Source organism: Hymenobacter sediminicola, from assembly GCF_014250515.1.
GTDB classification, from domain to species: Bacteria; Bacteroidota; Bacteroidia; order Cytophagales; family Hymenobacteraceae; genus Hymenobacter; species Hymenobacter sediminicola.
Genome location: NZ_CP060202.1, coordinates 919,099 through 945,046 on the forward strand (window position 1 = coordinate 919,099; position 25,948 = coordinate 945,046).

The 25,948-nt window shown below is 57.9% G+C and carries 24 protein-coding genes and 1 riboswitch; of the genes, 8 read left to right on the forward strand and 16 right to left on the reverse strand.

Translation table 11 applies throughout. The features are described from left to right. Positions 1-73: 73 nt before the first annotated feature. The 3 genes from H4317_RS03960 to recA form a co-directional block, all read right to left on the reverse strand. On the reverse strand, positions 74-775 hold the full coding sequence (locus tag H4317_RS03960) for a response regulator transcription factor (RefSeq protein WP_260625814.1): 702 nt from the start codon (positions 773-775) through the stop codon (positions 74-76). Between the two features lie 174 nt (positions 776-949). Continuing rightward, positions 950-1,774: a DUF3108 domain-containing protein gene (locus H4317_RS03965; protein ID WP_260625815.1), complete on the reverse strand. Its 825-nt coding sequence runs from the start codon at positions 1,772-1,774 to the stop codon at positions 950-952. A 168-nt stretch (positions 1,775-1,942) separates the two neighbouring features. Next, positions 1,943-2,983 (reverse strand): recombinase RecA, encoded by a 1,041-nt coding sequence (gene recA / locus H4317_RS03970; protein WP_185889933.1) that lies wholly within the window; start codon positions 2,981-2,983, stop codon positions 1,943-1,945. Between the two features lie 256 nt (positions 2,984-3,239). Here recA and H4317_RS03975 point away from each other — a divergent pair, with 256 nt between their 5' ends. Further along, the gene (locus tag H4317_RS03975) at positions 3,240-4,409 is read left to right on the forward strand and encodes a lipid A deacylase (RefSeq protein WP_185888859.1); all 1,170 of its coding nucleotides are present in this window, start codon (positions 3,240-3,242) and stop codon (positions 4,407-4,409) included. Between the two features lie 15 nt (positions 4,410-4,424). On the opposite strand, the gene H4317_RS03980 is transcribed toward H4317_RS03975, so the two are convergent. Then, positions 4,425-4,997: a GNAT family N-acetyltransferase gene (locus tag H4317_RS03980; protein ID WP_185888860.1), complete on the reverse strand. Its 573-nt coding sequence runs from the start codon at positions 4,995-4,997 to the stop codon at positions 4,425-4,427. A 179-nt stretch (positions 4,998-5,176) separates the two neighbouring features. On the opposite strand from H4317_RS03980, the gene H4317_RS03985 reads away from it, so the two are divergent. Then, positions 5,177-6,064 (forward strand): SDR family NAD(P)-dependent oxidoreductase, encoded by an 888-nt coding sequence (locus H4317_RS03985; RefSeq protein ID WP_185888861.1) that lies wholly within the window; start codon positions 5,177-5,179, stop codon positions 6,062-6,064. Positions 6,065-6,214: 150 nt separating this feature from the next. On the opposite strand, the gene H4317_RS03990 is transcribed toward H4317_RS03985, so the two are convergent. The 8 genes from H4317_RS03990 to guaB form a co-directional block, all read right to left on the reverse strand. Next, positions 6,215-6,652: a hypothetical protein gene (locus H4317_RS03990; RefSeq protein ID WP_185888862.1), complete on the reverse strand. Its 438-nt coding sequence runs from the start codon at positions 6,650-6,652 to the stop codon at positions 6,215-6,217. A 56-nt stretch (positions 6,653-6,708) separates the two neighbouring features. Further along, positions 6,709-7,674, reverse strand: a complete 966-nt coding sequence (locus tag H4317_RS03995) for an AAA family ATPase (RefSeq protein WP_185888863.1) — start codon at positions 7,672-7,674, stop codon at positions 6,709-6,711. A gap of 271 nt (positions 7,675-7,945) precedes the next feature. After that, on the reverse strand, positions 7,946-9,334 hold the full coding sequence (locus H4317_RS04000) for a peptidylprolyl isomerase (protein ID WP_185888864.1): 1,389 nt from the start codon (positions 9,332-9,334) through the stop codon (positions 7,946-7,948). A 263-nt stretch (positions 9,335-9,597) separates the two neighbouring features. Beyond that, positions 9,598-11,904 carry a peptidylprolyl isomerase gene (locus tag H4317_RS04005; RefSeq protein ID WP_185888865.1) on the reverse strand — a complete coding sequence of 769 codons (2,307 nt, stop codon included), beginning with the start codon at positions 11,902-11,904 and terminating at the stop codon, positions 9,598-9,600. A 243-nt stretch (positions 11,905-12,147) separates the two neighbouring features. Next, a complete protein-coding gene (locus H4317_RS04010) occupies positions 12,148-12,558 on the reverse strand; it encodes an ATP-binding protein (RefSeq protein ID WP_185888866.1) in 411 nt (136 codons plus the stop codon). Positions 12,559-12,588: 30 nt separating this feature from the next. Beyond that, positions 12,589-12,918: an STAS domain-containing protein gene (locus H4317_RS04015; protein ID WP_185888867.1), complete on the reverse strand. Its 330-nt coding sequence runs from the start codon at positions 12,916-12,918 to the stop codon at positions 12,589-12,591. 14 nt (positions 12,919-12,932) lie between these two features. Further along, complete coding sequence (locus H4317_RS04020; protein WP_185888868.1) at positions 12,933-15,032, reverse strand: PP2C family protein-serine/threonine phosphatase; 2,100 nt, start codon at positions 15,030-15,032, stop codon at positions 12,933-12,935. Positions 15,033-15,234: 202 nt separating this feature from the next. Further along, positions 15,235-16,707, reverse strand: coding sequence for an IMP dehydrogenase (guaB, locus tag H4317_RS04025; protein ID WP_185888869.1), 1,473 nt, complete (start codon positions 16,705-16,707; stop codon positions 15,235-15,237). A 227-nt stretch (positions 16,708-16,934) separates the two neighbouring features. Between guaB and H4317_RS04030 the strand changes: the two genes are divergently transcribed. Both H4317_RS04030 and H4317_RS04035 read left to right on the forward strand, forming a co-directional pair. Further along, positions 16,935-17,780, forward strand: coding sequence for an oxidoreductase (locus tag H4317_RS04030; RefSeq protein ID WP_185888870.1), 846 nt, complete (start codon positions 16,935-16,937; stop codon positions 17,778-17,780). Between the two features lie 112 nt (positions 17,781-17,892). Beyond that, positions 17,893-18,732 (forward strand): FRG domain-containing protein, encoded by an 840-nt coding sequence (locus tag H4317_RS04035; protein WP_185888871.1) that lies wholly within the window; start codon positions 17,893-17,895, stop codon positions 18,730-18,732. 8 nt (positions 18,733-18,740) lie between these two features. Here the strand turns inward: H4317_RS04035 and H4317_RS04040 are convergent, their stop codons facing one another. The 3 genes from H4317_RS04040 to H4317_RS04050 form a co-directional block, all read right to left on the reverse strand. Beyond that, positions 18,741-19,514, reverse strand: a complete 774-nt coding sequence (locus H4317_RS04040; RefSeq protein WP_185888872.1) for a DUF2490 domain-containing protein — start codon at positions 19,512-19,514, stop codon at positions 18,741-18,743. A 95-nt stretch (positions 19,515-19,609) separates the two neighbouring features. Next, positions 19,610-22,204, reverse strand: a complete 2,595-nt coding sequence (gene hrpB, locus H4317_RS04045; protein ID WP_185888873.1) for an ATP-dependent helicase HrpB — start codon at positions 22,202-22,204, stop codon at positions 19,610-19,612. A 17-nt stretch (positions 22,205-22,221) separates the two neighbouring features. Continuing rightward, entirely contained in the window at positions 22,222-22,545 is a 324-nt protein-coding gene (locus H4317_RS04050; RefSeq protein WP_185888874.1) for a rhodanese-like domain-containing protein, read from the reverse strand. A gap of 113 nt (positions 22,546-22,658) precedes the next feature. Here H4317_RS04050 and pnuC point away from each other — a divergent pair, with 113 nt between their 5' ends. From pnuC to H4317_RS04070, 4 genes are all read left to right on the forward strand, one after another. Continuing rightward, complete coding sequence (gene pnuC, locus H4317_RS04055; protein WP_185888875.1) at positions 22,659-23,306, forward strand: nicotinamide riboside transporter PnuC; 648 nt, start codon at positions 22,659-22,661, stop codon at positions 23,304-23,306. 18 nt (positions 23,307-23,324) lie between these two features. Beyond that, the gene (locus H4317_RS04060; RefSeq protein ID WP_185888876.1) at positions 23,325-23,858 is read left to right on the forward strand and encodes an AAA family ATPase; all 534 of its coding nucleotides are present in this window, start codon (positions 23,325-23,327) and stop codon (positions 23,856-23,858) included. 102 nt (positions 23,859-23,960) lie between these two features. Beyond that, positions 23,961-24,836, forward strand: coding sequence for an aldose 1-epimerase family protein (locus H4317_RS04065; protein WP_185888877.1), 876 nt, complete (start codon positions 23,961-23,963; stop codon positions 24,834-24,836). Between the two features lie 2 nt (positions 24,837-24,838). Further along, a complete protein-coding gene (locus H4317_RS04070; protein ID WP_185888878.1) occupies positions 24,839-25,255 on the forward strand; it encodes a GNAT family N-acetyltransferase in 417 nt (138 codons plus the stop codon). A 111-nt stretch (positions 25,256-25,366) separates the two neighbouring features. Here H4317_RS04070 and H4317_RS04075 read toward each other — a convergent pair whose 3' ends face one another. Beyond that, complete coding sequence (locus H4317_RS04075) at positions 25,367-25,612, reverse strand: hypothetical protein (protein ID WP_185888879.1); 246 nt, start codon at positions 25,610-25,612, stop codon at positions 25,367-25,369. A 198-nt stretch (positions 25,613-25,810) separates the two neighbouring features. Further along, a riboswitch (TPP riboswitch) is annotated at positions 25,811-25,917 on the forward strand. Positions 25,918-25,948 lie beyond the last annotated feature (31 nt).

Sequence of the window (25,948 nt, forward strand, 5' to 3'; positions counted from 1 at the left end):
GCGAAACGGAGCACTTTGCCAGTGCAACAAATAACCGCGCTGGCAAAGTGCTCCGCTTTTACATGACGTAGACCTAGTTGTCGGTGTTGAATTTATATCCGACGCCCTTAATGGTCTGAATGTGGTGGTCGCCGACTTTTTCGCGCACTTTGCGCACATGCACATCCACGGTGCGGGCCAGCACAAAAACGTCATTGCCCCAAATATTCTGCAGCAATTCTTCGCGCCCGAATACTTTATGCGGCGTGGCTGCCAGAAAGGCCAGCAGTTCAAACTCCTTTTTGGGTAGTGTGATTTTGCGACCCTCCTGATACACGGAAAAGGCCGTCCGGTCAATAGTTAGCCCGTTGATTTCGATGGTGTCCTGCACGGACAGTGGGTCCCGGTCGCGTCGCACGAAGGCGGCCAGACGACTGAGCAGGGCCCGCGGCTTGATGGGCTTGGCAATGAAGTCGTCGGCCCCGGCTTCGAAGGCTGCTACTTCCGAAAACTCCTCGGCGCGGGCCGTCAGGAAAATGATGTAGGTGTCCTTGAACTTGGGCTGTTCCCGAAGCTGGCGGCAGGTGGCTATACCATCTAGATGCGGCATCATTACATCGAGCAGAATGATGTCGGGGCCGAACTGTGGGGCAATTTCCAGGGCTTTGCGGCCATCGGGGGCTGAAGCCACCATGTAGCATTCTTTGCGCAGGTTGTATTCCAGCAACTCCACAATGTCGGGGTCGTCATCGACAACAAGAATCTTGTACGCGTTGGGGTTGGCAGGTGCTTGCACAGCGTAGGGTGTTTGGGGGTAAAACAGGATGCGCGAAGACAAAAGTACCGCCGGCCGGGTGCTCCGGTATGTTACGTTTTTGTGAACCACACTTCAGGAACCGAGTACTTCGCCAGCAGGCGAGGCCGAATAAAACAAAAAAGCGGCCCCTGTCAGGGGCCGCTTCACACACTATTAGTTCTGGGCTACCAAGTTCAGCCGGTTTTTCAGGCCACGATATTTATACATATCCACTTTCACAGCTCCTACAAACAACTCGGCCTGGATCAGAACCGGGACTTTGTTTCGGTCGTCGGAGAGGTAGACGGAAATAGCGTTTTCCCCTTTGAAAAGCTTGTTGCTGGGCATTTTTGGTACCAGCTTGATGGCACGAATGGTGCCGGCTTTGGTCGTTACAGTTTCGCGGCCCTTGTACATTACGTCCATCGTAAATACATCTTCATCGAAGAAGCCCTGTACCCGAATGACTTCGCCGATGCGGCGCTGGTCGTAGTTGAGGGTACGTAGGTAGTAGAAGCCACTCACCAGGTCCTGCACGTTGTCGGGGACTTTGTAAGTGCCGCGCTTCACGTCGTCCTTGTCCTTGCCCCGCTTCTCGACTTCTGCCACGTCTTTGATATGGTCGAAATCAACGGTTTCCTTCTTGCGGTAGTGGTTTTCCTCGATGTTGCGGAAAAACTTCTGCGGCAGAATACTGGTCGTGTCGATGTAGGAGCGCCAGGTATCCCGAATGCGCAGAAAGAAATCGAATGACCCGGTGGTGCGCCCCGTAACGGTGGCTTTGTAACATGGCCGCTCGTTTATGCGGTGCAGATCATCGGATACCTCGATAGTAGCTTCGGCCGCGTTAATCAGTCCGTAGTGCACTTTGTACTGCAGCACTTCGCCGGACGTGAAGCTGTGATTGGGAATGGAGCGGAGCGAATCAGAAGGCCCGAACGCTAGCAGGCTCATTGCCGGCAGCACAAGAAGAGTAGAAAGAAGCCAGCGGCGGTTCATAAAGCGAAAAAAGCAGGAAGTAAACTCCTGACACTCCAGACAAAAGCGGTGCCAGCAAATATACTCGTAATAGATGGTTGGGGTGCTATACGAAGTAGAGAACGAAAAAGCCTCCCCGGCAAACCGGGGAGGCTTTAATTCGCTGGACAACGTCAGCAGGAGTGCTTCTTACAGCGCGTCCTCGTCCTCGTCGGTGCTGCGGTCTTCCGGAATAGCAGCCAAGGCAGTTTCTGGCTCACCTTTCACCATAGCCCGGATCTGAGCTTCAATTTTGTCGGCCAGTTCGGGGTTGTCCTGCAGAATGGTTTTTACCCCTTCGCGGCCTTGGCCGAGACGGTCACCGTTGTACGAGAACCACGAGCCTGACTTGGCAATAATGCCCATATCAACGCCGAGGTCGAGGATTTCGCCGACTTTGCTGATGCCTTCGTTGTAGATAATATCGAACTCAATCACCTTGAAAGGCGGCGCTACTTTGTTCTTCACCACCTTCACTTTGGTGCGGTTGCCGGTCACGTTATCCTTATCTTCTTTGATCTGGCCGATACGACGAATGTCGAGGCGAACCGAAGCGTAGAATTTCAGGGCGTTACCACCGGTAGTCGTTTCAGGCGAACCGAACATCACACCGATTTTCTCACGCAACTGGTTGATGAAGATGCAGCAGCAGCCGGTTTTGTTGATGGTGCCGGTCAGCTTCCGCAGAGCCTGCGACATCAGACGGGCATGCAGACCCACTTTCGAGTCACCCATGTCGCCTTCCAGTTCGCCTTTCGGTACCAGAGCCGCCACGGAGTCAATAACGATGATATCGATGGCGCCGCTGGAAATCAGCTGGTCGGCAATTTCGAGGGCTTGCTCGCCATTATCAGGCTGGGCAATAAGCAGGTTTTTGGTGTCGATGCCGAGTTTGGCAGCGTAAGCCGGATCGAAGGCATGTTCGGCGTCGATGAAGGCCGCCATGCCGCCTTTCTTCTGCGCTTCCGCAATGCAGTGCATTGTGAGGGTAGTTTTACCCGATGATTCCGGACCGTAGATTTCTACGACACGGCCCTTAGGCAGACCTCCTACGCCCAGCGCAATGTCAAGGCCAAGCGAACCGGTGCTGATGACTTCCACATCCATCACCTTGTTGTCGCTCAGTTTCATGACGGTGCCCTTGCCATAGGCTTTGTCGAGCTTATCCAGCGTCAGCTGAAGGGCTTTCATTTTCTCAGTGGCGTTGTTAGCCGTCTTGTCTGCCTTTTCAGCTTTGTCAGTGGTGGTTGCAGCCATTGGAATGAGGTTGTTGGGAAATGCTTAGGTTTGGTGAATGTAGGCGTTTTCAACGGCCTGCGCAACCCACAAAGAGCTGTGCAAAGCCGTACCGTCGGAGCCTTTCCGGGTCGGCTAGTGGTAACGCAGCCGGCCTATATTTTGTGCCCACAATGCTAAAAAAATTCGTTGAATTCGCCGCTATTTTTCCATGCTAAAATATTTGGCAAAAAGCCGCTTTTCTATTGTCCTGATCCTGACGCTCGTAAGCTGGCTGAACGGTGCGCCTTCGGCACAGGCCCAGCTGGATAACCGGGCTTTTTTACATCCGCTGGTAGTGGGGCCGCAATACGAGCGGCAGCTTCGGCTCGATGTGCAGGCCTTTTTATTCAACAAAGACAACGAGTATTTCAACAAGCTAGAAGATGGCCGCACCTACTTCGGGGCGCAGCTGCTGCCACGGCTGGTGTATTTCCCGAGTGCCAATTTGCGAGTAGAAGCCGGTGTTTTTCTGTGGCGAGACTATGGTACGCCCCGGCTGCGGCAGGTACGGCCGCTGCTCACGGTGAAGTACCAGAACGGTCCGCACAGCATTCTGTTCGGCAACATTGAAGGCAACCTGCACCACGGCTATATCGAGCCGATGTTTGACTTCGAGCGGGTGATGACCAACCGATTGGAAGAAGGAGTGCAATACAAGCTGCAGAAGCCCCGCCTGAACCTGGACGCGTGGGTAGACTGGCAGCGGCAGCAGTATCGGTTCAGCAATTTTCAGGAAGAGGTGGCTGGTGGCCTTTCTACGGAAGCAACGCTACTCGGCGACTCCAGCAGTCTGTGGCTGCGGGTGCCGTTTCAGTTCACGGGTACTCACCGCGGCGGCCAGATTGATACCGTGCCTACGCCCCTCCAAACCCTGTTCAACCTAGCCAGTGGTATTCGGGTGCGCAAGCCGCTCACGTCCCGGTTTTTCCACGCAGTACATGCTGACGCTTACTTCACCTATTTCCATGACTATTCTTTCACGTACCAGCTGCCGTATCAGAGTGGTACCGGCCTGTATTTGAATGGCGGCGTAGATACGCATCTGTCCAACGTGCAAGTGGCCTACTGGCGCGGTAACGGTTATATCTCACCCTTAGGCGGAACGCTCTACCGCTCCATTTCCAACTCCGTCAGCGACCCGCAGTATCTGGAGAAAGACCGGCAGCTGCTCATCGTGCGGTTCCTGAAGGATTACCGGCTGCCCGGCAACCTCATCATGACCACGCGCTTCGAGCCGCTCTATGACCTCAACAACGGCCTGTTTGACTTCTCTTTCGCGCTGTATTTCAACTTCAACCAGAGCTTCCTGCTAACTACCATACGCAGGGGCGTGGAATAGGAGCGAGAAGGAATTCTACCGCTCCAGACGGTAATGTGTAATGTCGTTGTCGCCGGTGCGTAGGGACAAGAGCCGCCTTCGAGCTACCACTGGCCGGAATCCTACATGCTCGGCCACTGCCATGCTACGGGGATTGTCGCGGCGGCTGCGGAGGGTGAGGCTACCAGCCCGCAGCGTCTCGCCAAACCCAAACTGTACGGCGGCCGCCAGCGCCTCACGCGCATAGCCGTATCCTTCGGCCTCGGCCGCCAGATAATACCCTATTTCAGCACTAACAGGCGTACTCCAGGAAGGCCGCAGGCTGATGTCGCCGAGGTAGGCGTTGGTTGCCGTGTGCCAGATACCGAACACATAGAGCCGGCCGGTGTGCCAGTCATGTGCAAACTGGGCCAATATCCTGCCGGCATCAGCTGGCGTGCGTACGGCGGCAACCCGCGACGGAAAAGCCGGCTCCAGCCGCTCTCGGTTTTGATTGAGCAGAGTGAAAAAGCTGGCCTGATCGGTAGCCTGATACGGGCGAAGGGTAAGCCGGGCAGTAGACAGCGACGCCGAAGGCGGCGCACAGGGAGGCGACGGGAAGGAGTACATGATTTTGGGCGCTGATGCCTGTACCTACGCGTGGGTGCCGCAGAATGGCTGAAAAGCCTCAGCAGCTACTAGCCCAACGATAACCCACTGCATAAGATGTCGTTTAGCCAGAACGCTGACGCAGCTCTATAGTCCTATCTACTGTGCCGGCTAACTTCTCAACAAAATTCTCTGATAACATGAAAAGAAGACTGGAAGGCAAAGTAGCTATTGTGACAGGTGGTGGCTCAGGTATCGGCGAGGCCATTAGCAAGAAATTCGCGGCGGAAGGAGCCTCAGTAGTTGTCTGCGGATTGCCCAGCGACCCGGTGCGCAAAGTAGTGGACGAAATTCAGGCCAGCGGCGGCAAGGCAATAGGTTATCTAGGTGACGTCTCGATAGAAGACAGCGCGGAGGCCTGTGTACAGCTCGCCCTCGATGATTTTGGCAAGCTGGATATCCTGATCAATAATGCTGGCGTGTTTCCGGCCACAGCCGAATTGGACAAGTATCCGGTTGAGGCATTCGAATACATGATCAAAAACAACATCTACACCGCCTTTATGATGAGCCGGGCAGCGCTGCCGCACCTGCAAAAAACCAAAGGCAACATCGTGTCAGCGGGTTCAGAGGCCGGCCAGATGGGCTCGCCTATGATTACGCCCTATGGCGGCACCAAGGCTTGGGTGATGACATTCTCGCGCGGTCTGGCCGTAGAGCAGGCCAAGCATGGAGTACGGGTAAACTGTGTGGGGCCGGGCCCCATTGACACGGCCTGGACGCATAAGGAGACCGGCCCTATGGATAGCAAAATGGAAAAGAACACGGTGAACGGAGTGCCACTCGGCCGCCGTGGCACTCCCGAGGAAGTAGCCAACGTATACCTGTTCCTGGCCTCGGATGAAGCCAGCTACGTAACGGGCGCCACTTATTTCGTGGATGGCGGCGTAACGCTGTCCAAGAGTCTGTCTGGTGAGGAGGTGCCTGCACACCTGAAACAGCAGCCAGCCGGCGACCTGCACCTCAACCATGGCAAGGAAGGCCACGCCAAAATTCGGAAGGAAGCCACCGGCACCATGACTGTCTGAAACGCCAAGCCCTGATTTCAGAACTTCTGAAGCACCTAAAACGAAAAGAGGCTTGCCGTTAGGCAAGCCTCTTTTTCATGAAGTATATAACTGGAGGTGAAGATTCACCTAGTCACGCATTTAGGGCAGATGGCAGGCAATTGCGACTGTCTACTTCTGAAGCGCCGCTCCTATACCGGATTTATGCTGATCGGGGCTGCCGAGGGCTTGCTGGGTACGCATCACGTTTACCTGGCGGGCGGCCTCGTTGAAATATTCGAGACGACGAATCAGCATTTCTTTGGTCAAAACGCGGCCTTCGGGCGTCCGCATCATGGCACGATGATCAGCCAGCAGACGTACCATAATGGCTTCCGTTGCGGCTTTCTGTGGCTCAAACTGTGCCAGAAATTCGCCTACTCGTTCTACGCCTTCCGTAGTGAGCCGGTATTGGGCGCCGCCCTGGTTCAGGACTTCGCACAAAACGTAGATTTCCAGCGGTAGAGAGGTGGCAAGCGCCGTAGTACGCAGGTCGAGACCAACTCGCAGTGCATCGAAGATGATGTCGATGTTGCGCTCAAACTGCTGATAGTAGCCAGAAGCTTCCATGGTATTTTCGTAATCTGCCGTGTTGCAACATGCGCAACGCGGCGGTTAAAACTGACTTACAACAACTCCTTTACAATCTGCTCTACCGTTACCCCTTCGGCTTCCGCCTTGAAGTTGCGAACCAAACGGTGGCGCAAAATAGGCAGCGCTACGGCTTTCACATCCTCGATATCGGGCGAGTATTTGCCGTTGAGCAGCGCATTGCACTTGGCGCCTACAATCAGATGCTGCGAAGCACGCGGACCGGCGCCCCATTCGAGTAGCTGCGTAGCACGGGCTGCGCCCCGCTCGGTGCCGGGGCGGGTTTTGTGCACCAGGCTCACGGCGTATTCTACCACATTGTCGGCCACGGGCACGCGGCGCACCAGGTGCTGGAAGGCCTGGATTTCGTCGGCGTGCAGAATCTTATTGACCGTGGGCTTGGTATCGGAAGTCGTGTTCTTCACGATTTGCAGCTCTGCTTCATAGCTGGGGTAGCCCAGTTCTATGTTGAACATGAAACGGTCCAACTGTGCTTCAGGCAGCGGATAGGTGCCTTCCTGCTCAATCGGGTTCTGGGTAGCCAGCACGAAAAACGGGCGCTCCAGTGGATAGCGCCGGCCAGCTACCGTCACGGCGTATTCCTGCATGCTTTCCAGCAGTGCTGCCTGAGTTTTGGGCGGCGTCCGGTTGATTTCATCCGCCAGCACAATGTTGGCGAAAATCGGGCCCGGCACAAAGTGGAAGTCGCGCTGCTGGTTCATGGTTTCCGAGCCCACAATGTCAGAAGGCATCAGGTCCGGCGTGAACTGCACACGGTTGAACGAGAGGTCAAGCGAATCGGCAATAGTCTGGATAAGCAGCGTTTTGGCCAGCCCCGGCACACCTACCAGCAGGCAGTGGCCCTGCGAAAACACGGCCGTCAGCACCAGCTTCACCACCTCATCCTGTCCGATAATGACTTTGCCGATTTCCTGGCGCAAAGCGCGGTACGATTGGGCCAGTGCGTCGGCGGCTTCTTTGTCGGAAGAGAATGTGCGCATTCTAGGATGGTTAGTTGGCTTCTCCCAACAACTGCATACGTGCAGTTGTTGGCGTGAATAGGAAAGACGTATAGTCTAGCAGAATGTCGCCTTGCTCGATATAGAAAAGATGCAGGTTGCGCATTTACCCGTTGTGGTGGGTTGTCGGCAAGATGAGTAATGCACGTCCCATTTCACATACGAGCGTGTTGAGTTCGTCACTACATGTGATGATAGTTTCGAATTCAGAGCTGGAAATACGCAGCGCAGTAAACCAAGCTGCTTTTGTGGCCTAGTTGGTCACGTCCAGCAGCTTGCAGTCGGCGTACTGCGGGTCCACTTCGATGTACACACTGCCGCGGTTCTGAGAAAACCACTCGTCCAGGGCCTTGTTTTTCTTTTCAGCCAAGGCAGCGGCAGCTAGTTTCTGATAGTCGTCCTTGAAGTTGGCCTGATGGGGAGGCGTGTTCGACTTCAGCCAGATGATGCGCACGGCGTCCTTGCCATCATCGGTGCGGTAGGGCATGGGCGGCGTAACGTTGCCCACTTTCATCGTGTCGATGGTGAAGAAAATGGCTGGGTCCAGCTTGTCGAGCGGCAGGTAGGTGCTGCCATCTTCGCGGTTTTGAAGCAGGCCACCGTTTGCACCAGTCTGTTTATCGTCGGAGTTGTCCTTGGCTGCTTTAGCAAACGTGGTGCTGTCGGACAGGATGCGGCGGCGCAGCTTCACGAGTTCCTTCGCCGATTCGTTGGCGTCGGTAGCGCCGGTGGCGGGCTTGAGCAGAATATGGCGGGTGCTGTACTTGTCGCCTTTGCGCTCAATCAGCTGAATCAGGTGAAAGCCGAACTGCGACTCCACAACCGGCGACAATTGGCCTGGCTCTAAACGCAGTGCGGCGGCCTCGTACTCCGGCACCAGCTCTTTGCGTCCGAAAAAGCCCAGGTAGCCACCCTGGGCCCCCGAGCCGGGGTCCTGGGAATACTGCTTGGCCAACTCCTCAAAACTCTCACCAGCCAGAATCCGGGCTCGCAAATCATTAAGCTGTGTCTGCGCGGCTTGCTTGGCGGAGGAGTTTACCTTAGCGTATTTGATAATCTGGCCTACTTCTACCTCTGTGGAGTAGTAGGGGAGGCTGTCCTTCGGAATGCGGCTGAAATACTGGCGCACCTCGCGGGGCGTTACTGTTACTTTGCCGGCAATCTGGTCCTGCATTTTCTGCTGGGTCAGCTGCTCACGCACCTGCGGCCGCAATTCTTCCTTAAGCTGCTTGATGGGCTTGTTGTAGTACTCTTCCAGCTTTTTCTCAGAGCCAATCTGCTGCGCGAAATAGTTCATGCGGCGGTCTAGCTCGTTCTTCACCTGCGCATCTTCCACTACCACCGAGTCGGTTTCGGCCTTAGCCAACAGTAGTTTGTTCAGAGCGAGGCTTTGTAGGATACGGCACTTCAGGTTGGGCGGAAGTGGCTTACCTTCGGCGCGGGCGACTTCCTGCGCATAAATGGCCTCCAAATCAGAGCGCAGCACAATCTGATTATCAATCTTGGCAATGATACCGTCGACGATCTGGCGGCCAGCGGGACGACCAATGCCGAGCTGAGCAAAACTAGAGGCAATGGTACCGGCCAGCAGCGCGAGGGTCAGCAGCGCGGCTCGCTTCGGCAAACGAAGGAAATGGGTCATGGAATCTTCAATGTATACGGCTAGCGCAGCCCAAACGGCCTGACTACCCCCGACACTTGGCTGAACGCACAAAGTCGCCGGTAAATTTCAACATAAATCCTTTCTCCGGCAAAAACGACGCTGCCACGCCGGGTCAGGACAGGGAGTCTGAAAAGCCGGCCAGCGTTGCAAGGCCGTAGCGCGCAGCTGCAATTCAGCTACTACAGCAACAAAAAGCCCCGGCCGAAACCAGGGTTTTTTGTTGCTGTGGTAGCTGAATTGCCTTATTTGGTTACCAGCTTATCTACTTCTGCTTGGTTGATCTGCACCGGATACTTGGCGCGGAGCTGGGCAATCCACTCTTTTTCCAGATAGTTCTGGTAATCGGAGGTAGCCTGGCCGCGGGCTTCAGCCAGCGTTTTGGGGCCAGCCGGCAGCACTTTATCAATCATAACGGTGTAGTAGCGGCCGTCTTTCTGTACGTCGTAGGAGCCAGGGCCGCGCGCCATCAGCTCGTCCACCACTTTGTTGTCGCCTTTGGCAAACGCCTTCTGCGTGATTTGTACCGACAGCGGATTCTGGGCATTCAGCACTTCTTCCAGTGCCGTTGTGCTGGTGCTGGTTACGGCAAGCACGGTGGCTATTTCGGTTGAGGCTTTGGCTTGCGTCGTCTGTCTGATGCGGTTTGCCGGAACTCCTTTGGCCGTCAGGTAGGTAGCGGCGGCAGCGGCGCGGCGGCGGGCCATGGCCGTTTCACCTTTCTTAGCGCGGCCGGTCAGCGTTACGCTCAGAGTAGTATCAGCCTGCATCACGCTGGCCAGCCGGTCCAGCATCAGCTTAGCGCCTTTCAGCAGCTTGTCGGTGCCGGGCGAATAGCCAACTGGCACTGGCGTCAGGCGCGCTACATCGTAGCGGCCCACTTTCAGCTGCTGCTTGGCTTTGGCCAGCAGCTCCGGCGAAGCGGCGCTGATAACGGTGCCTTGGGCGCGGCTGTCCCACTGGTATTTGCTCTGGTTTTCGGCGAAGTACTTCTGCAGGCCTACCGTGTCTTCAATGGCTTTGCTCCATACTTTTTCATCCATCAGCTGGAATAGCAGAATACCGTCGCGGTACTCTTTCACCAGCATGCGGTAATCTTCGTATTTGCCTTCGAGGTTGTCTTTCTCAAAGTTGGTCAGGCTTTGCTCCACATATTGGTCGTAGAGCTGCTGAGCCACAAAGCTCGGTTCGGCGCCGGGGCGGGCCCGTTGGTTCTGCTGCGCGTAAGTCAGGAAATCAGCTACCGTGTAGGGCTTGTCCTTGATGGTGAAGAGAGTTTGCGCATCACCTTCAGCTTTTTTGGCGTTTTTGCCGGTAGTGGCCGACGCAACTGGGGCCGTGTACTTGAAGCGGCCATTGACCAACGACGTATCCGCTTTGCCTAGCACATAGTCTTTGGCACTCTTATTCTCGGTGAACTGGTTTTCGGTGCGGATGCGCTTCAGGAAAGCCGCTTTATTCAGCTCCGAGCGAGAGTCCTTGGCCACTTTGCTTTTCAGCGTGGGCTCCATGGCTTCAAACGTCGGCACTGGCTGCTTCTCAATCAGTTTGATGATGTGCCAGCCATAAGGGGTCTGCACTGGCTGCGAAATCTGGCCGGGCGTAGTCAGCTTGAACGCCACTTCCTCGAAGCTCGGAATCATACGGCCCGTGCCGAAAGGGGGCAATTCGCCGCCGTTGGCCGCCGAGCCGGCATCTTCCGAAAACTGCGCTACCAGCTTATCCCAAGGCTCTTTGCGCTGGGTCAGGCGGCTGTGCAGCTCATCTATCTTCTTTTTGGCCGTTACCGAGTCGGCTTTGGGCATGCCGGGCGTAGAGCGAATCATCAGGTGAGCCACCTTGATTTCGCCCTGCGCCGGCCGGATGTCATTTACCTTAATAATATGGTAGCCGAAGCGGGTGCGCACTGGCTGCGACACTTGGCCTACCTGCGTTTTGAACGCCGCCGACTCAAACGGATACACCATCTGCATGGCGGTGAAATAGCCCAGACGGCCGCCGTTTTCGCGGGCCGAAGGGTCTTCACTTACCTCGCGGGCTACCTGCTCGAAGTTTTCGCCGCTTACCCGCTGGCGCAACGCCGTGATTTTCTGGAAAGCAGCCAGCGTATCCTTGGGTTCAGCATCGGGAGCCATACGAATCAGGATGTGCGAAGCATTTACTTCTTTGCTCATCCGCTCGTAGGCTTCGCGCACCAATTGGTCGGTCACGCTCTTTTCCGTCAAATACGGCTGTGCCAGCTGCTGCTTATAGCCGTCGAGTTCCCGCTTGAAAGCCTGGGTGGTGTCGAGGCCACGCTGCTCCGCCTCCAGCACCTTCAGCTTGAAATTGGTGTACAGGTCTAGGTACTCCGTAACGCTGGGACGGGTGCCGAACTCCGGTGCCGAACCGTTGTTTTTGCGGTACACGTAAGCAAACTCCCCGGCTGGCACTTGCGTGGTGCCAAGCGTTTCAATGACAGGCTGCTTAGAAGCGGTGGTAGGTTTAGTAGACTGGCAAGCTGCCAGCAGCGCTACGGCGGTAGTGCCGGCGTACAAAATGCGTTTGTGCATACAATAGATAAGAAACTGCTATGCGCGGCAGTTGCTCCCTGGCCAAGCCAAGCGTAGCATACTGCCTGACGCAATTTTACGGATTTTTTTCGGGGGTTGAGTACTCAATAGCCAGAACGAGGCTTAGGCAGTGAGACTAAACGCTACAGCAGTATTGGTAGAATACAAACGCCCTGATGGTCAGAGTTGACTATCAGGGCGTTTGCTGAAGTGGTATAGACGGCTACTAGGTAAAGCAGGGGCTCAGAGCTGCTTATAGAGCCGGCATACGTTGCGGCGGCCCTGGGTGCTGAACTCGACCCGGTCCATAATGCGGTTGACCAGCGTCATGCCCACGCCGCCTTTACGACCTTGCCGGATGTATTCCTGCAGATCCGGCTCATGGTAGGTAGCAGGGGCATAGGAACTGGTGGCATCATCAAATATTTCAATGCCAAACTGCTTGTTATTTACATCCAAGGCCAGATCCAGATGCTGCGACTCATCTTCGGAATTGGCGTGGATAATCAGGTTTGCTACTACTTCGTCAACGGCCAGCACAATCTGGTTGAGCTGGAGGTCGGGGAGTTGGTAGGCCTTCAGGTAATCCGTCACGAAGTCGCGCACAACCTTAAGGTTGTGGCGGCTACAGCTGATCCGGAGTGCATTTTTCATCCTGCGGGCCTGTCGAAAACCGACAAGTGATTAAAGAGCGGTGGCTTCTGCCTGGGAGGGCACAATGGTCATCAGTGCGTCGAGGCCCAGAATTTCGAATACGTTGTGCACTTTATCCTGCATGTTGAAGAATACCAGCTTTACGCCAGCGTCCTGAAACTGCTGCAGATGCGAGATAAAAACGCCCAAACCGGCCGAAGAAATATAATTCAGGTTACGGCAGTCGATGAGAACCTTCTCAAACTGCAGCGTTTCAGGCTTAGCCAGTTCAGAATCGAGTAGCACCGAAGAACTAGCGTCCAGCTCACCGTCGAGGCTTAGCGTAAGAGTATTGGCGGAAGAGTGTTGCGTTATTTTCATAAGTCCACAGTACGTCAGTTAGGAGAGCCGGGTTGGGCCGACTTGAACTTGACGACCAGCAAGGTCTGGTCGTCGTGCATAGGCTGGCCGAAGCTGAACTGTGCCAAATCGTCTAAGATCTGCTGCTTTATTTCGTCGGCGTCGAGGTAATACGTCTTTTCCAGCATCTGGTGCAGTCTTTCCTCCCCATACTCTTCTTGCGCCGCATTGCGCGCTTCCACAATTCCGTCGGTGTAAATGACCATTACGTCGCCCGGATTATAATCGTAGAACTGGTTCTTGATGTGCTTTTCGTAGGTCTCGTTCCGGATAATGCCCAGCCCCAGGCCGGCCGTCTGGAAATACGATACCTCTTCTTTGATGGAATGGTAGTAAAGGGTATGGCAATGCCCGGCCCGCGCAAACACGAACCCACCATTTTCATAGTCGATGATGTAGAGAGACGCCGTAATAAATGCCGATTTCTCTAAGCACCGGGCCAGGGCATGGTTGGCCTGTGCCATAAAGCGGCTAGGCACCGGAAACCGGTCACGCTCTGACTTTGCCAAGGGATTTTCCTGCATCAGCGCATGAAAAATGCCCTTCATTTGAGCCACATGGAAGGCCGCCGTTACGCCTTTACCACTCACGTCGCCGATGAGGATGGCCAACCGGCGGCCTGGTAGATGTAGAAAGTCGTAGAAGTCACCGCCTACTTCCTTGGCTGAAGCCGCGAAAGAACTGATATCAAACCAGCTGTCGATGGGCAGGTTCTTGGGGATAAGACTATCCTGAACCGCTGAAGCAATTTTCAACTCTTCCTGCACGCGCTGGTTTTCCAGCGACACATTCATCAGATTCAGGTTCTCGATACTGAGTACCGTCTGGCTGGCGAAGGTCTGCAGAATACTCAGGTTTTCCCGGTCGAAACCCTGGCGCGCCTGTTTCAGCATGTAGAGCGCCCCATAGTGCCGTTTAGCTGAGCGCAACGGCATCACAATGAGAGAGCCGTACGGCAGGTTCAGGTCGCGGAAGCCGCTGCTGCCTTTCAGGTCGTTGTTGAGGTATTCGATGTGCTGCAGGTTGTGCTCCTGCAGCAGCTGATGCACGGCGGCCGTCTGCTCCGGCGATACACGGTAGTGCTGGCCCTGCCGGGTGCCGGTTTCGTCTTCCAGCATAATCCAGGCCGCATCGGCATCCACGGTCTGTACTGCCGAGTCGAAGAGCATGGTGTATACTTCCTCCTCGCTCTGACCCCGCTGAATGAGCTGGGTAAGGCGCTGCAGACTCAGGATTTCCTCTCGTTTCTGCTCAAAAATCCCTGCGGTAGGCAGGTTGAACAGCGTTACTAATAGCCCCATCAGGGCATAGAAGCCCGCGAAGAAGACCGTAAGCAGCAAAAATGCCTGTTGTGGAGCCGGTGCTACCAGATTGGGGTCGTGCTCGATGCGTAGGAAATACGACACAAACACCGCCATGGAGAGCAGAATGGCAATCTGCAGCAACACGGCTTCCCATTTCTGGCGGCGGCTGAGGTAGGCTACCCACTGTTGGTTGCCACTTAGGTACACACCAAAGACGGCCAGAAAACCCAGAATCAGGTAGTCGAAAGGATGAGGCGGCACCCAATTGAGTAGCCGAAACAAAAGGGTAGAGCCTAGCAGAACCTCAAACCATATCCACTCCCGTTGAATACGCGGCTTTGCCCTGAACAGCACTAGGCTACGCCAGGAATAGTTGGTATTAGCCAAGAATACGACGAACAGCCCCAGGTTAACAGTGTAAATCACCGCCAGTAGCGTCCGGTCGTTGGTTGGCAGCTTGTACTGCAATGCCCGTTCCACAAGGTGCAGGCCCACGCAAACGGTAGCCAGCATACCTGGCCCCAGCACCAAACGGCGCATCATGCCCACAAAGTCGTTGCCGACAAGCGGCTCGGTGCGGCCTCGCTGATATATGAAAACACCCGCCGCAAAAAGAGCCTGTGCAACAAGCGTTACCCAGGTAGGCCAAGGGCCACCCAGCCAGTCAGCTGCTCTGCCCTGCGTATTGCTAAGTGTACTAAGCAATAGCAGCAGCCAGCTGAATATACTCAGCGGAAACAGTACGGCTTTTAATCGGTGACGAAAGGACATAGAAGCGGAATGGTGTCCCCTGTGTTCCGCGAGAAGTATAGGCGCAGGGGCAAAACGGACCGCTAAGATAAACAGGTATTCTAATGTGGAAAATGGAAAGAATCCGCCGGACCCAACACGAAAAAAGCAGCAGCAGCAGAATCCTGGCTACCTGCCATTTCTGCTGCTGCTGCTTTTCTTTTGCAGTGTGCTTACTGTCAGCCTACTTGCTGCTATAGTTGGGGGCTTCCTGCGTAATCTGCACATCGTGCGGGTGCGACTCGCGGAGGCCGGCCCCCGTGATGCGTACGAAGCGGGCCGTTTGCAGCACTTCTATAGTAGCCGCGCCACAGTAGCCCATGCCGGCCCGCAGGCCTCCGGCCAACTGAAACAGCACCTCGGAGGCCAAGCCTTTGTAGGCTACGCGGCCTACAATGCCTTCGGGCACCAGCTTCTTTACGTCGTCCTCGGCATCCTGGAAATAACGGTCCTTGGAGCCATCTTCCATAGCCTCTACGGAACCCATGCCGCGGTAGCTCTTGTACTTGCGGCCTTCGAACAGGGTCACCTCGCCAGGAGCTTCTTCGGTGCCGGCCAGCAATGAGCCGACCATAATAGTAGAAGCGCCAGCAGCCAGCGCCTTCACCACGTCGCCGGAGAACTTGATGCCGCCGTCGGCAATGAGCGGAACCCCGGTGCCCTCCAAGCCACGAGCCGCTTCCAGCACCGCCGACAGCTGCGGCACACCGATACCGGCAATGATACGGGTAGTGCAGATGGAGCCCGGGCCTACGCCCACTTTCACGGCGTCGGCACCGGCATCGGCCAAGGCGCGGGCCCCTTCAGCGGTGGCGACGTTGCCAGCTATTACTTCGAGGTTGGGATACTGCTGCTTGAGGTTGCGCACGGCATCGAGCACACCTTTGCTGTGGCCGTGGGCCGTGTCTACACTCACCACGTCGACGCCGGCTTCTACCAGTGCGGCTACGCGGTCCAGCAAATCGGCCGTGACGCCCACGGCAGCCCCTACGCGTAGGCGGCCGAATTTGTCTTTGCAGGCGTTGGGCGTGCGGCGGCGCTTCCGGATGTCCTTATAGGTAATGAGGCCTACGAGGCGGCCGTCGGTATCTACCACCGGTAGCTTCTCTACTTTCGAGTCCTGCAGAATGTCTTCGGCATCGGCCAGCTCGGTGCCGGCTTTGGCCGTTACGAGGGGCGTGGCCGTCATCACATCGGCTACGGAACGGGTCATGTCCTTCTCGAAACGCAGGTCGCGGTTGGTGAGGATGCCCTTGAGGCGGCGCTGCTCATCCACAATCGGAATGCCCCCGATGTTGTTGGTGCGCATCAGCTTCTTGGCATCGGCGAGGGTGGCGGTTTCCTCCAGCGTAAACGGGTCGAGGATCATGCCGCTTTCCGAGCGTTTCACGCGTCGCACCAGTTCGGCCTGCGCCCGGATGCTCATGTTCTTGTGAATGATGCCGATGCCGCCTTCCTGGGCCATGGCAATGGCCATTTCGGCTTCGGTTACGGTGTCCATGGCCGCCGAAACGAAAGGTAGCTTAAGCCGGATGTTGCGGGTGAGCTGGGCGCTCGGGTCGGCGTCGCGGGGCAGTACTTCCGAATAACCGGGTAGTAGCAGGACGTCGTCGTAGGTTAGCGCCTCGAAGGCAATTTTGGCAGCGTAGTCGGCCATGGCAACAAGAAGATTAGGTGCTACTTATTGCCAGACAAAGCTACGGCGGAAAGTTGGGTTCTGTGTTATCGGGCGGTTGTATTTCGGGCTATGATAGAAGAATGGCTGGTTTTCTTTAAACCGAGCAAGGCAAAAACCGATGCCCGCCAAAACCGGAAAGCCGCTTCGGGAGTTACACCTGCCAGCCGCCGGAACTCCGGTCGGTCTTAACCAACCACACCTAGCACATGGCAACCACCAAACATTGGTTTATTACCGGCGTCAGTACCGGTTTTGGCAAAGAGCTGGCCGACTACTGCCTCCGCAACGGCGACAAAGTAGCCGCTACCTTCCGCAAGCAGGAGCAAGCCGACGAATTCACGCAGAAGGCCAGCGAAAATGGCCGTGGCTTCGTGGTAGAAGTAACCGACGAAGCGCAGGTGAAGCAGGGCATTGCCGATGCCATCCAGCATTTTGGTCACCTCGACGTAATCGTGAACAATGCCGGCTACGGCTCCTTGGGCAGCATTGAGGAAATTGACGCCAAAGAAGTGCAACGCCAGTTCGACGTGAACGTGTTTGGGCCGCTGCACGTACTGCGGGCCGTGCTGCCGCACCTGCGCGAGCGGCGCAGCGGCCACATACTCAACATCACTAGCATCGGGGGCCTGAAAACATTTCCCGGCGTGGGCGTCTACAATGCCAGCAAGTTTGCCCTGGAGGCCATCGGTGAAAGCCTGAGCCAGCAGGTAGCGCCGCTTGGTATCCACGTCACGAACATCGAGCCCAGCGGCTTCCGCACCGAGTGGGCCGGCAGCTCGGCCACCTACGCCGATACGGCCATTGAGGACTACCGCGCCACGGTAGGCGAAAACCTGAAAGGCATTCAGGGCTACAGCGGCCGGCAGCCTGGCGACCCGCAACGCGCCGCCAAAATCATGTTTGAACTGGTGCGTCAGGAAAATCCGCCGCTGCACCTGCCGCTTGGCAAAGCAGCCGTAAAAGGCGCCCGCGAAAAATTCACCGGGCTGGTAAAAGAGCTGGAACAGGTAGCCGACCTCGGCGACTCCGCCGATTTTCCGGCCGGCGAGTAGCAGCCGAAGTAGCTGGAAATAGCATGGGCAGTTGCGCTTTGATAGGGCGCGGCTGCCCATTTTGGCATCCTGCCTGCGTATCTTGCCTACCCACTCAACTCTTCAGCTAGCCGTGCCAGCCACTCCCAACGACCTCGAAGTAACTTCCTGGACTGACCTACAGCAGGCCCTGTTTCAGGGAACCTGGGACGGCCGTATCGGCCGGTTTCGCTCGCCGTTCGTGTACCGGGGGCTGCGCTCCGAAACCTGGCCGCTCACGACCAGCCTGCAGCGCCTTGGTGGCGAGTATCACCTGCTGGAAAACCATTTGCTGCGCAATTTCCGCAAATACGCCCGCGACTTTAGCCAGCCCGGCACGTCGGTGTGGAACTGGCTGGCACTGGCCCAGCACCATGGCCTGCCCACCCGCATGCTCGACTGGACCTACTCGCCCTACGTGGCCCTACACTTCGCTACCGACGACCTGGAAGCCTACGACCAACCGGGCGTTATCTGGGCCATCGACTACGTGAAAGCTGCCGAGTTCCTGCCACCCAGTCTGCGGGAAGCGCTACGCTCGGAAGGCTCCAACGTGTTTACGCCGGAGTTGCTGGAGCCGCTTTGCAGCACCCTGCGCGACCTGGAATTGCTGCAGCGGGAGCCGTTTCTGCTTTTTCTGGAGCCGCCTTCCCTCGATGCACGCATTGTGCACCAGTACGCCCTGTTTTCGCTGATCAATACGGCGCAGGATACCCTGCACGAGTGGCTAGAGCAACATCCGGAGCTATATTTTCGCATCATTATTCCGGCAAATCTGAAGTGGGAAGTGCGCGACAAGCTCGACCAGGCGGGTATCACGGAACGGGTGTTGTTTCCGGGATTGGGAGGCCTGAGCCGCTGGCTGCACCGCCACTACACGCCTACTCCCGGCCAAACTGCTGCCGAACTGCTCGACGACCAGATTTCCGGCTAAAGCGGAGCTTACTCAGTGGCCGGTACTGGCTGTGGATCTGCCTGACGCCGGAAGTCAGGGTTGAAATTCAGTCCAATCTGAAGGGTGTGGTTGTGCTCGAACACAATGCCGTTGCCCTGCTGCACAAGCTGGTGCAGGTAGCCGACTTCGACTGAAGTAGCTTTGGAAAACTGATAACCACAGGCCAGTGAAGCACGATTCTGGTCGAAAAAGTTGTTTGCTACGTTCCGTCCGAAATTCACAAACACCTCATTGGCGGCTGCCAGATACGGCGTGTGCGGCTGCAGCTGGCCCGTGCCGTTGAGCGGCAGCATCAGGCGCAGCTGGTAGCGGGTGCGGTTGAGATAGGTGAACTGGTCGTTGCCGGGGCGGCGCAGCCAGCGCTGCTCCTGCCGGTAGCGGTGCGACACCTGCACCCGGCCTAAGGCATCGCGCAACAACACCTGCTGATAGATGCGGTGCTCAGGAAAGCGGCTGGCCGCCGGAAACTCACCATACGGGTGCGTAAGGGCAAATGCGTAGCCGCCCGTAAGCATCAGACGAGGGCCCGCATAGTAGTTGATGCCCGCCCGCACGAAGTCCTGCTGCGAGCCGGCCAGCACTTCGCTACGCCGCCACTGTGCCTCTGTGTGCACGCCCCAGCGCTCCGAGAGGCGTGCGTCGCTGAAGTACATCAGCCAGGTATGGGCGTTGTGGTCGTTGACGCGAGCCGGCGTGGTTTGGGCCTGTACTCCTAAAGTGGCAGCAAGAAGTAGAGCGGTGGTGGCAGGAAGAAAGCGCAAAAGCAAAAACTGTGGGTGGGAATAGGCCTATGTTACGCTAATGTTACCAAGGCGGTTCCTGGCAGACGAAAAGCGTATCCCAGTACCTGTAAAGTCTAGGATTGGCCGGCTTCGAAACGCTTCTTAGTGAGCTTGGTTGGAATAGCCGAGAGCGGGTCGTCGGGCCAGGGGTGTTTGGGGTAGCGCCCGCGCAGGTCTTTGCGCACCTCAAAGTAGCCGTGTTGCCAGAAGCTGCGCAAATCCCGCGTGACTTGGGCCGGCCGGCCGCCCGGCGAAAGCAGATGTAGGGTGAGCGGCACTCTTCCTTGCGCAATACGCGGCGTATCGAGCAGGCCAAACACTTCCTGCAGCTTCACAGCTAATACAGGCGCAGCAGCATCAGAATAGTCCAGCGCAACATGGGAGCCGCTGGGAACTTCGAGGTGAGAGGGCGCGAGGCGGTCCAGCTCCTGGCGCTGGTTCCAGCCGCCGGGCAACCGCTGCAGTAGGAGCTCCGGCCAATTCAGCCGGCTCACTTCCTGCAGACTTTTCAGGCCCATGAGCTGCGGTTCCAGCCAGTCCTCCAGCTCCGCCAGCAACGTTTCGTCCGACACATCGGGCCAGGTATCCGAAAACTGCTGATGCAGAAACGCCAGCCGCTCCCGTAGCGCGGTGCCAGCCTCACTCCAGGGTAGCCGCGCAATGCCTTCGGTGCGCAGCGCCTCTAGCAGCGTTGCGGCTACCAGGGCCGGATCGGGTTGGGGCAAGGCTACATCTGAAAGAACCAAGGCGCCCAATCGGCGGCGGCGGCGGGCCAGCACGCGGCCCGTAGCGGCATCCCAGCGCACTTCGTCTGTGGCTTCAATCTGCTCCTTAAATAATTCTTCCAGTTCCGGCCGGCTCACGGGGGCCGCCAGCGCGGCGCGTAACTGGTGCGGTGGCCCATCGAGGTAGGCAACGGCCAGAAATTGGTCGTCGCGGCCGAAATGCTCGGCGGGCAGGGCCACGCGCTGGCCGGTGGCCAGGCGCACCCGGTCAGCGGTTTCGCGCTGCGCCACCCGGTCGGGATAGGCGAGGGCCGTAAGCAGACCGGCTGCATCGGCATCAGCAGAAGTAGCATTTTCCCGGATTCCGGCGCGCTGGCGCAGGTTGCGGGCGGCATCACGGACGCGGTGCAGAATGTGGTGCTGCACCAGCAGGCCTGGTAGCGGTGCCCGGCCGTGCGCAATGGCCTCGAAGCGCAGACGCAGGTCGGGTGGGGTGGGGTGGGCGTCGGCAGCCCGCAGCACGTCGCGCTCCGAAAGCAGCGCCGCCAATGCGGCAGCGGCCGGACCGTGACCCAGCTCATGCCCGCGCACTACCAAGTGGCCGAGCCGCGGCGCCAGCCCCAGCCGCGCCAGCGCCCGACCATGCGGCGTAGGCTTTTGGGGAGGTGAGCCGGGCGATTCACTATTCACTCCATCACCATTTACCTCATCACCCATAACCGCTCCCAGACGGCGTAGCAGGTCGTTGGCGAGGGCCAAGGCAGGAGCGGGCGGCGCATCGAGCCAGCGCAGGTTTTGCGGGGCAGAACCCCAGAGGGCCAGCTCCAGGGCCAGGCTGCTAAGGTCGGCAGTAAGAATTTCGGGCGGCAGGTAGGCCGGTAGCGCGTCGTGCTCAGTGGTAGTCCAGAGGCGGTAGCAGGTGCCGGGGCCGAGGCGCCCGGCGCGGCCCCGGCGCTGATCGGCAGCAGCCTGGCTCACGGGCACAGTTTCGAGGGTGCTGAAGCCGGTGCGGGCCTGAAAGCGCGGCACCCGCGCAAAACCACCGTCAATCACCACTTTCACGCCCTCAATGGTGAGGCTGGTTTCGGAAATGGCGGTGCTGAGCACAATTTTGCGCTGCCCAGCCGGCACGGGGCGCAACGCGGCATCCTGCTCGGCCAGCGGCAGCTCGCCATGCAGCAAGTGCAGGTGCACCTCATTGGATAAAGTCGATTCCAACTTTTCCGCCACGCGGCGCAGGTCGGCGAGACCAGGCAGGAATACCAGCAGGTCGCCGTCGGGGTGCTGGCGTAGGGCTTCGCGCACGGCCGTGGGCACCAGCGTAGCCAGCCGCTCGGCGGGACGCGAGCCGCCGGCCGCTGCTTGGCGCGGGCTCAGATAGTGCGTCTCCACTGGAAACAGAAACCCGGCGCTGCTCACTACCGGAGCCTGCAGCCAGGTGCCCATCCGCTCGGCTTCCAGCGTGGCACTCATCACCAGAATCCGCAGTTCGGGCCGCAGCACGGCCTGCGCATCGAGGGCCAGCGCCAACCCCAGGTCGGCGCGGAGGCTGCGCTCATGAAACTCGTCGAAAATAACGGCCGCCACGCCTTCCAGCGCCGGGTCGTCCTGAATGAGGCGCGTCAGGATGCCTTCCGTAATGACTTCGATGCGGGTGCGGGCCGATACCTTGCTTTCTAGCCGCACGCGGTAGCCTACGGTTTCGCCCACCGGCTCGCCCAGCAGCTTGGCCAAGCGAGTAGCGGCGGCGCGGGCCGCCAGCTGCCGCGGCTCCAGCATCAGGATTTTGCCTCCGTCCCGCCACGCGGCATCCAGCAGCGCCAGCGGTACCACGGTGGTTTTGCCGGCGCCAGGCGGAGCCTGCAGCACTACTCGCTCATGAGCAGCCAGCGCCGTGAGTAGGCCGGGCAGCGCGGCTACTATCGGGAGGTCGGGGAAGTTCATGGCAGGTGAAATAAAGCTCAATAAACAGCCACCGAGGGGTCTACCTGCAGGCTCCAGGCATGAATGCCGCCGCGCAGATTCAGCAGGTTGGTCAGTTCGTGGCGGTGCTGCAGGTAGGCCAGCGCCTGCATGGAGCGCACGCCGTGGTGGCAAATGAGCACTACGGGCCGGTCGTCGGCTACTTCGTCGGCGCGGCGGGCCAGCTCGCCCAGCGGAATCAACTCACTACCCTCGATGCGGCAGTAAGCGTATTCTTCCGGCTGCCGCACGTCCACGAGCTGGATATTTTCGCCGCTCTGAAGGCGGGAATGCAGTTGTTCGGGCGTGAGTTCGGGCAGCATACGACGTGAGAAGGCAGATGAAAGGCAAAATTAGGCGCTAGCTCGTTAGCTTTGGCCGTAGTTTGCGCTGACTGGGGTTCAGTAACAGACATTTCGCCTTTTCGCCTTCCGCCTTGCTGCATTCGTTCTACGAGTTCTGGACCGCCGCCGTCGGCAACACGCCGCTGGAATGGGTGGCTGTGCTGACCGGCTTTGCCTGCGTATGGCTGGCCGCCCGCGAGTCGTTGTGGAACTTCCCGGTGGCCATTTTCAGCTGCGCCCTCTACATCGTGGTGTACTATGGTGCCGGCTTGTATTCCGATTCGCTGCTGCAGATTATGTTCATTCTGTTGAGCCTGTATGGCTGGTATGAGTGGCTGTATGGCGGGCGCAGCAAAACCGAGCTGCCAGTGTCGCGCACGCGGCGCTGGGAATGGGTAGCCTGCGCGGTATTTATCGTCACGTTTACCACCGGTTTCGGTTACTACCTGGAGCACCACACCGATGCCACGCTGCCGCACTGGGACAGTTTCACGACGGCCGGTAGCCTGGCCGCGCAGTTTCTACTGATGCGCAAGCGGCTCGAAAACTGGTGGCTCTGGATTGTGGTGGACCTGCTGTACGTGCCGATTCTCTGGTACAAACAGCTGTACCCGACCAGTGGCCTGTATGCGCTGTATCTGGGGCTGGCCGTGTATGGCTACCTGGAGTGGCGGAAATCAATGAAGAAGGAGCAGGCGGCCGACTCTTCGGCGGTTGCGCAGCATAGTCCTACCGTCTAATTCTAAGGCCCCATTTTTATGCTGCGTGTTGCTCTCACTGGCCCCGAATCGACGGGCAAAACCACCCTTAGCCGCCAGCTGGCCGCGCACTACAACACCAGTTGGGCGCCCGAATACGCCCGCGCCTATTTGGAACTGCACGGCCCGAAATACACCCTTGACGACCTCGAAACCATAGCCCGTGGTCAGTTGCGGGCCGAAGCCGAAGCCGAAATACAAGCCATTCAGATGGACCGGCCAGTCTTTTTCTGCGACACAGATCTGCTGGTCATTAAAATCTGGTCGGAGCACGCGTTTGGCCATTGCCCTGACTGGATTCTGGAGCAGATTGAGCAGCAGCATTACGATTTGGTGTTGCTGCTGAACGTGGATCTGCCCTGGGCGCCGGACCCGTTGCGCGAGCATCCGCACCTGCGCCAGCAATTCTTCCGGCTGTATCAGCACACGCTGCAGGAGCAACTCTCGCACTTCGCCGAAATAAGCGGCCCACCGGCTCAACGCCTAGAGCAGGCCTGCTACCACGTGGATGAGCTGCTAATTCAGGCCGAATAAACGGCTGGCGCAGGTGCCCGCAGCCGTGTGCTTTTGCGTATAGGGGCCACCGCAACCGGAATTTTTACCACAACATGGTGGCGGGCTCTATCCATTTCCCCCATGACCTATACCCTCGAAAACGAGCTGTGCCGCGTGCAGGTGCAGGCCCACGGCGCCGAGCTGAGCAGCTTCGTCCGCAAAGACCTTGACAACCTGGAGTACATCTGGGAAGCTGCCCCCGCTGTGTGGGGCCGCCACGCGCCGGTACTTTTCCCGATAGTGGGCCGCCTGCTTAACGACACCTACACCCACCAGGGCCAGAGCTACCGCCTCACTCAGCACGGTTTCGCCCGCGACCAGGTATTCACGCTACTGCGCCAGACCGCCGCCGAGCTGGTGCTGGAATTGCGTGCCACCGAGGCTATCCGCGTCCCGTTTCCCTTCGAGTTCAGTCTGCTGATTTCGTACCGGCTGGCGGGGCCGCAACTCACTATTGGCTGGGAAGTGCACAACGCTGGCACCGACGAGCTACTGTTCAGTATCGGGGCGCATCCGGCGTTTCGTTGTCCGCTGCAGGATGGTGAGACATTTGAGGACTACGAATTTGTGTTCGACCACCCCGTAACAGCGGAGCAGCACCTGCTGGAAGGTGGCCTGCTCACCGGCGAAACCGAAGCGCTGCTCAATGAGCAAACCACACTGCCACTTAGCTACAAGCTTTTCGAGCGGGATGCGCTGGTGCTAAAGCACTTCGATTTCACGCACGTCACGCTGCGAAGCCGCCGGTCCGGCCGGTCAGTGCGCTTGCGCTTCGATGGGTTTCCCTACCTCGGGCTCTGGACCAAGGGCGAAGGTGCCCGATTCGTGTGCATCGAACCTTGGCATGGCATTACCAGCTCTGTTGGCGACACCGGGGAGCTGGCCGATAAGGAAGGTATTTTGGCGTTGGAGCCGGGCCAGAAGTTTGCAACGTCCTATAGCATCACGGTAGAGTAGCCATGTCTGCTCTGCCCGCAATCTGGGCCATAGCGCCCAGCCACACCTATCTGCTGCGCCACGAGGTGCTCTGGCCCGATATGCCGCTGGACTACGTGAAGCTGGAAAACGACGCCGAAGGCTACCATTATGGCACTTTTCAGGACGACCAGCTGGTAGCGGTTATTTCCCTTTTTGTGGAAGGGGAGGAGGCCCGCTTCCGCAAGTTCGCCACCGACCCGGCCTACCAGCGCCAGGGCATCGGCAGCGCGTTGCTGCACTACGTACTAGCCGAAGCGCGCCGCCTGGGGGCCCGCCGCCTCTGGTGCGACGCCCGCCAAGACAGTGCTGCTTTCTACGCTCGTTTCGGGATGCACCCGGAAGGTGAAGTATTCTATAAGGGCCCTATTGCCTATGTGCGCATGGCCCGCGACTTATAGCAAGTACATCAGACACACAGCGGCCCTTCCGGCTGGCCCTTTCGTTGTATCAGCCACGATGCACAACAGGGCGGGCCGGAAGGGCCGTTGGTTTACAAACCGTTGTTGCGGCTACATCAACATAGGTTCGGTGGGGCGCACAGGCGTGCGGGGCCGGCGGTTATAGTCCGGTTCCCAGTCGTTGATGGGGCGCGTGATGCCAGGCGGCAGGTCTAGGTCGGGCAGGCCGTCATCGAGCGGTTCGCCCCCATCGTCGTCGTTGTCGGGCTGGGGTGGGGAAGGGAAGCGGCGCCGTGGAATCACTACGAAATACACGGCAATAGCCAGAAGCAGAAGCAGGTAGACGAGGGGAGTCATGGCCGGGAGAGCTGAAAGACAAACGAACGGAGTAATCCGACGGCAACCAGATAAGTAACGGAGCCAGCGCTGCCGTTGTTTTGGTAAAAGTGCGGCTGCTATATACCGCAGTAGAATTCTAAGTTAACTGATAATCAGCCGAAAGTAAAGGGCTGCTGCGGCCGGCTTGCAAGTAGCGGTTTGCGGTCTACCTTTGCAGCAGAAGTTTAGGGGTGCCCCAGGCCGGGAGTGGCAGGGGGCTGAGATCATACCCATTGAACCTGCCCGGGTAATGCCGGCGAAGGGAACAAACGATCCGCGAGCGACAAGCCGAAGGCACCGACCCCTGGTGTCCGG

Coding starts and splice junctions, on each gene's coding strand:
- H4317_RS03965 (WP_260625815.1), bottom strand. CDS start 1,774: ATGAACCGCCGCTGGCTTCTTTCTACTCTTCTTGTGCTGCCGGCAATG.
- recA (WP_185889933.1), bottom strand. CDS start 2,983: ATGAAAGCCCTTCAGCTGACGCTGGATAAGCTCGACAAAGCCTATGGC.
- H4317_RS03975 (WP_185888859.1), top strand. CDS start 3,240: ATGCTAAAATATTTGGCAAAAAGCCGCTTTTCTATTGTCCTGATCCTG.
- H4317_RS03980 (WP_185888860.1), bottom strand. CDS start 4,997: ATGTACTCCTTCCCGTCGCCTCCCTGTGCGCCGCCTTCGGCGTCGCTG.
- H4317_RS03985 (WP_185888861.1), top strand. CDS start 5,177: ATGAAAAGAAGACTGGAAGGCAAAGTAGCTATTGTGACAGGTGGTGGC.
- H4317_RS03990 (WP_185888862.1), bottom strand. CDS start 6,652: ATGGAAGCTTCTGGCTACTATCAGCAGTTTGAGCGCAACATCGACATC.
- H4317_RS03995 (WP_185888863.1), bottom strand. CDS start 7,674: ATGCGCACATTCTCTTCCGACAAAGAAGCCGCCGACGCACTGGCCCAA.
- H4317_RS04000 (WP_185888864.1), bottom strand. CDS start 9,334: ATGACCCATTTCCTTCGTTTGCCGAAGCGAGCCGCGCTGCTGACCCTC.
- H4317_RS04005 (WP_185888865.1), bottom strand. CDS start 11,904: ATGCACAAACGCATTTTGTACGCCGGCACTACCGCCGTAGCGCTGCTG.
- H4317_RS04010 (WP_185888866.1), bottom strand. CDS start 12,558: ATGAAAAATGCACTCCGGATCAGCTGTAGCCGCCACAACCTTAAGGTT.
- H4317_RS04015 (WP_185888867.1), bottom strand. CDS start 12,918: ATGAAAATAACGCAACACTCTTCCGCCAATACTCTTACGCTAAGCCTC.
- H4317_RS04020 (WP_185888868.1), bottom strand. CDS start 15,032: ATGTCCTTTCGTCACCGATTAAAAGCCGTACTGTTTCCGCTGAGTATA.
- guaB (WP_185888869.1), bottom strand. CDS start 16,707: ATGGCCGACTACGCTGCCAAAATTGCCTTCGAGGCGCTAACCTACGAC.
- H4317_RS04030 (WP_185888870.1), top strand. CDS start 16,935: ATGGCAACCACCAAACATTGGTTTATTACCGGCGTCAGTACCGGTTTT.
- hrpB (WP_185888873.1), bottom strand. CDS start 22,204: ATGAACTTCCCCGACCTCCCGATAGTAGCCGCGCTGCCCGGCCTACTC.
- H4317_RS04050 (WP_185888874.1), bottom strand. CDS start 22,545: ATGCTGCCCGAACTCACGCCCGAACAACTGCATTCCCGCCTTCAGAGC.
- H4317_RS04060 (WP_185888876.1), top strand. CDS start 23,325: ATGCTGCGTGTTGCTCTCACTGGCCCCGAATCGACGGGCAAAACCACC.
- H4317_RS04065 (WP_185888877.1), top strand. CDS start 23,961: ATGACCTATACCCTCGAAAACGAGCTGTGCCGCGTGCAGGTGCAGGCC.
- H4317_RS04070 (WP_185888878.1), top strand. CDS start 24,839: ATGTCTGCTCTGCCCGCAATCTGGGCCATAGCGCCCAGCCACACCTAT.
- H4317_RS04075 (WP_185888879.1), bottom strand. CDS start 25,612: ATGACTCCCCTCGTCTACCTGCTTCTGCTTCTGGCTATTGCCGTGTAT.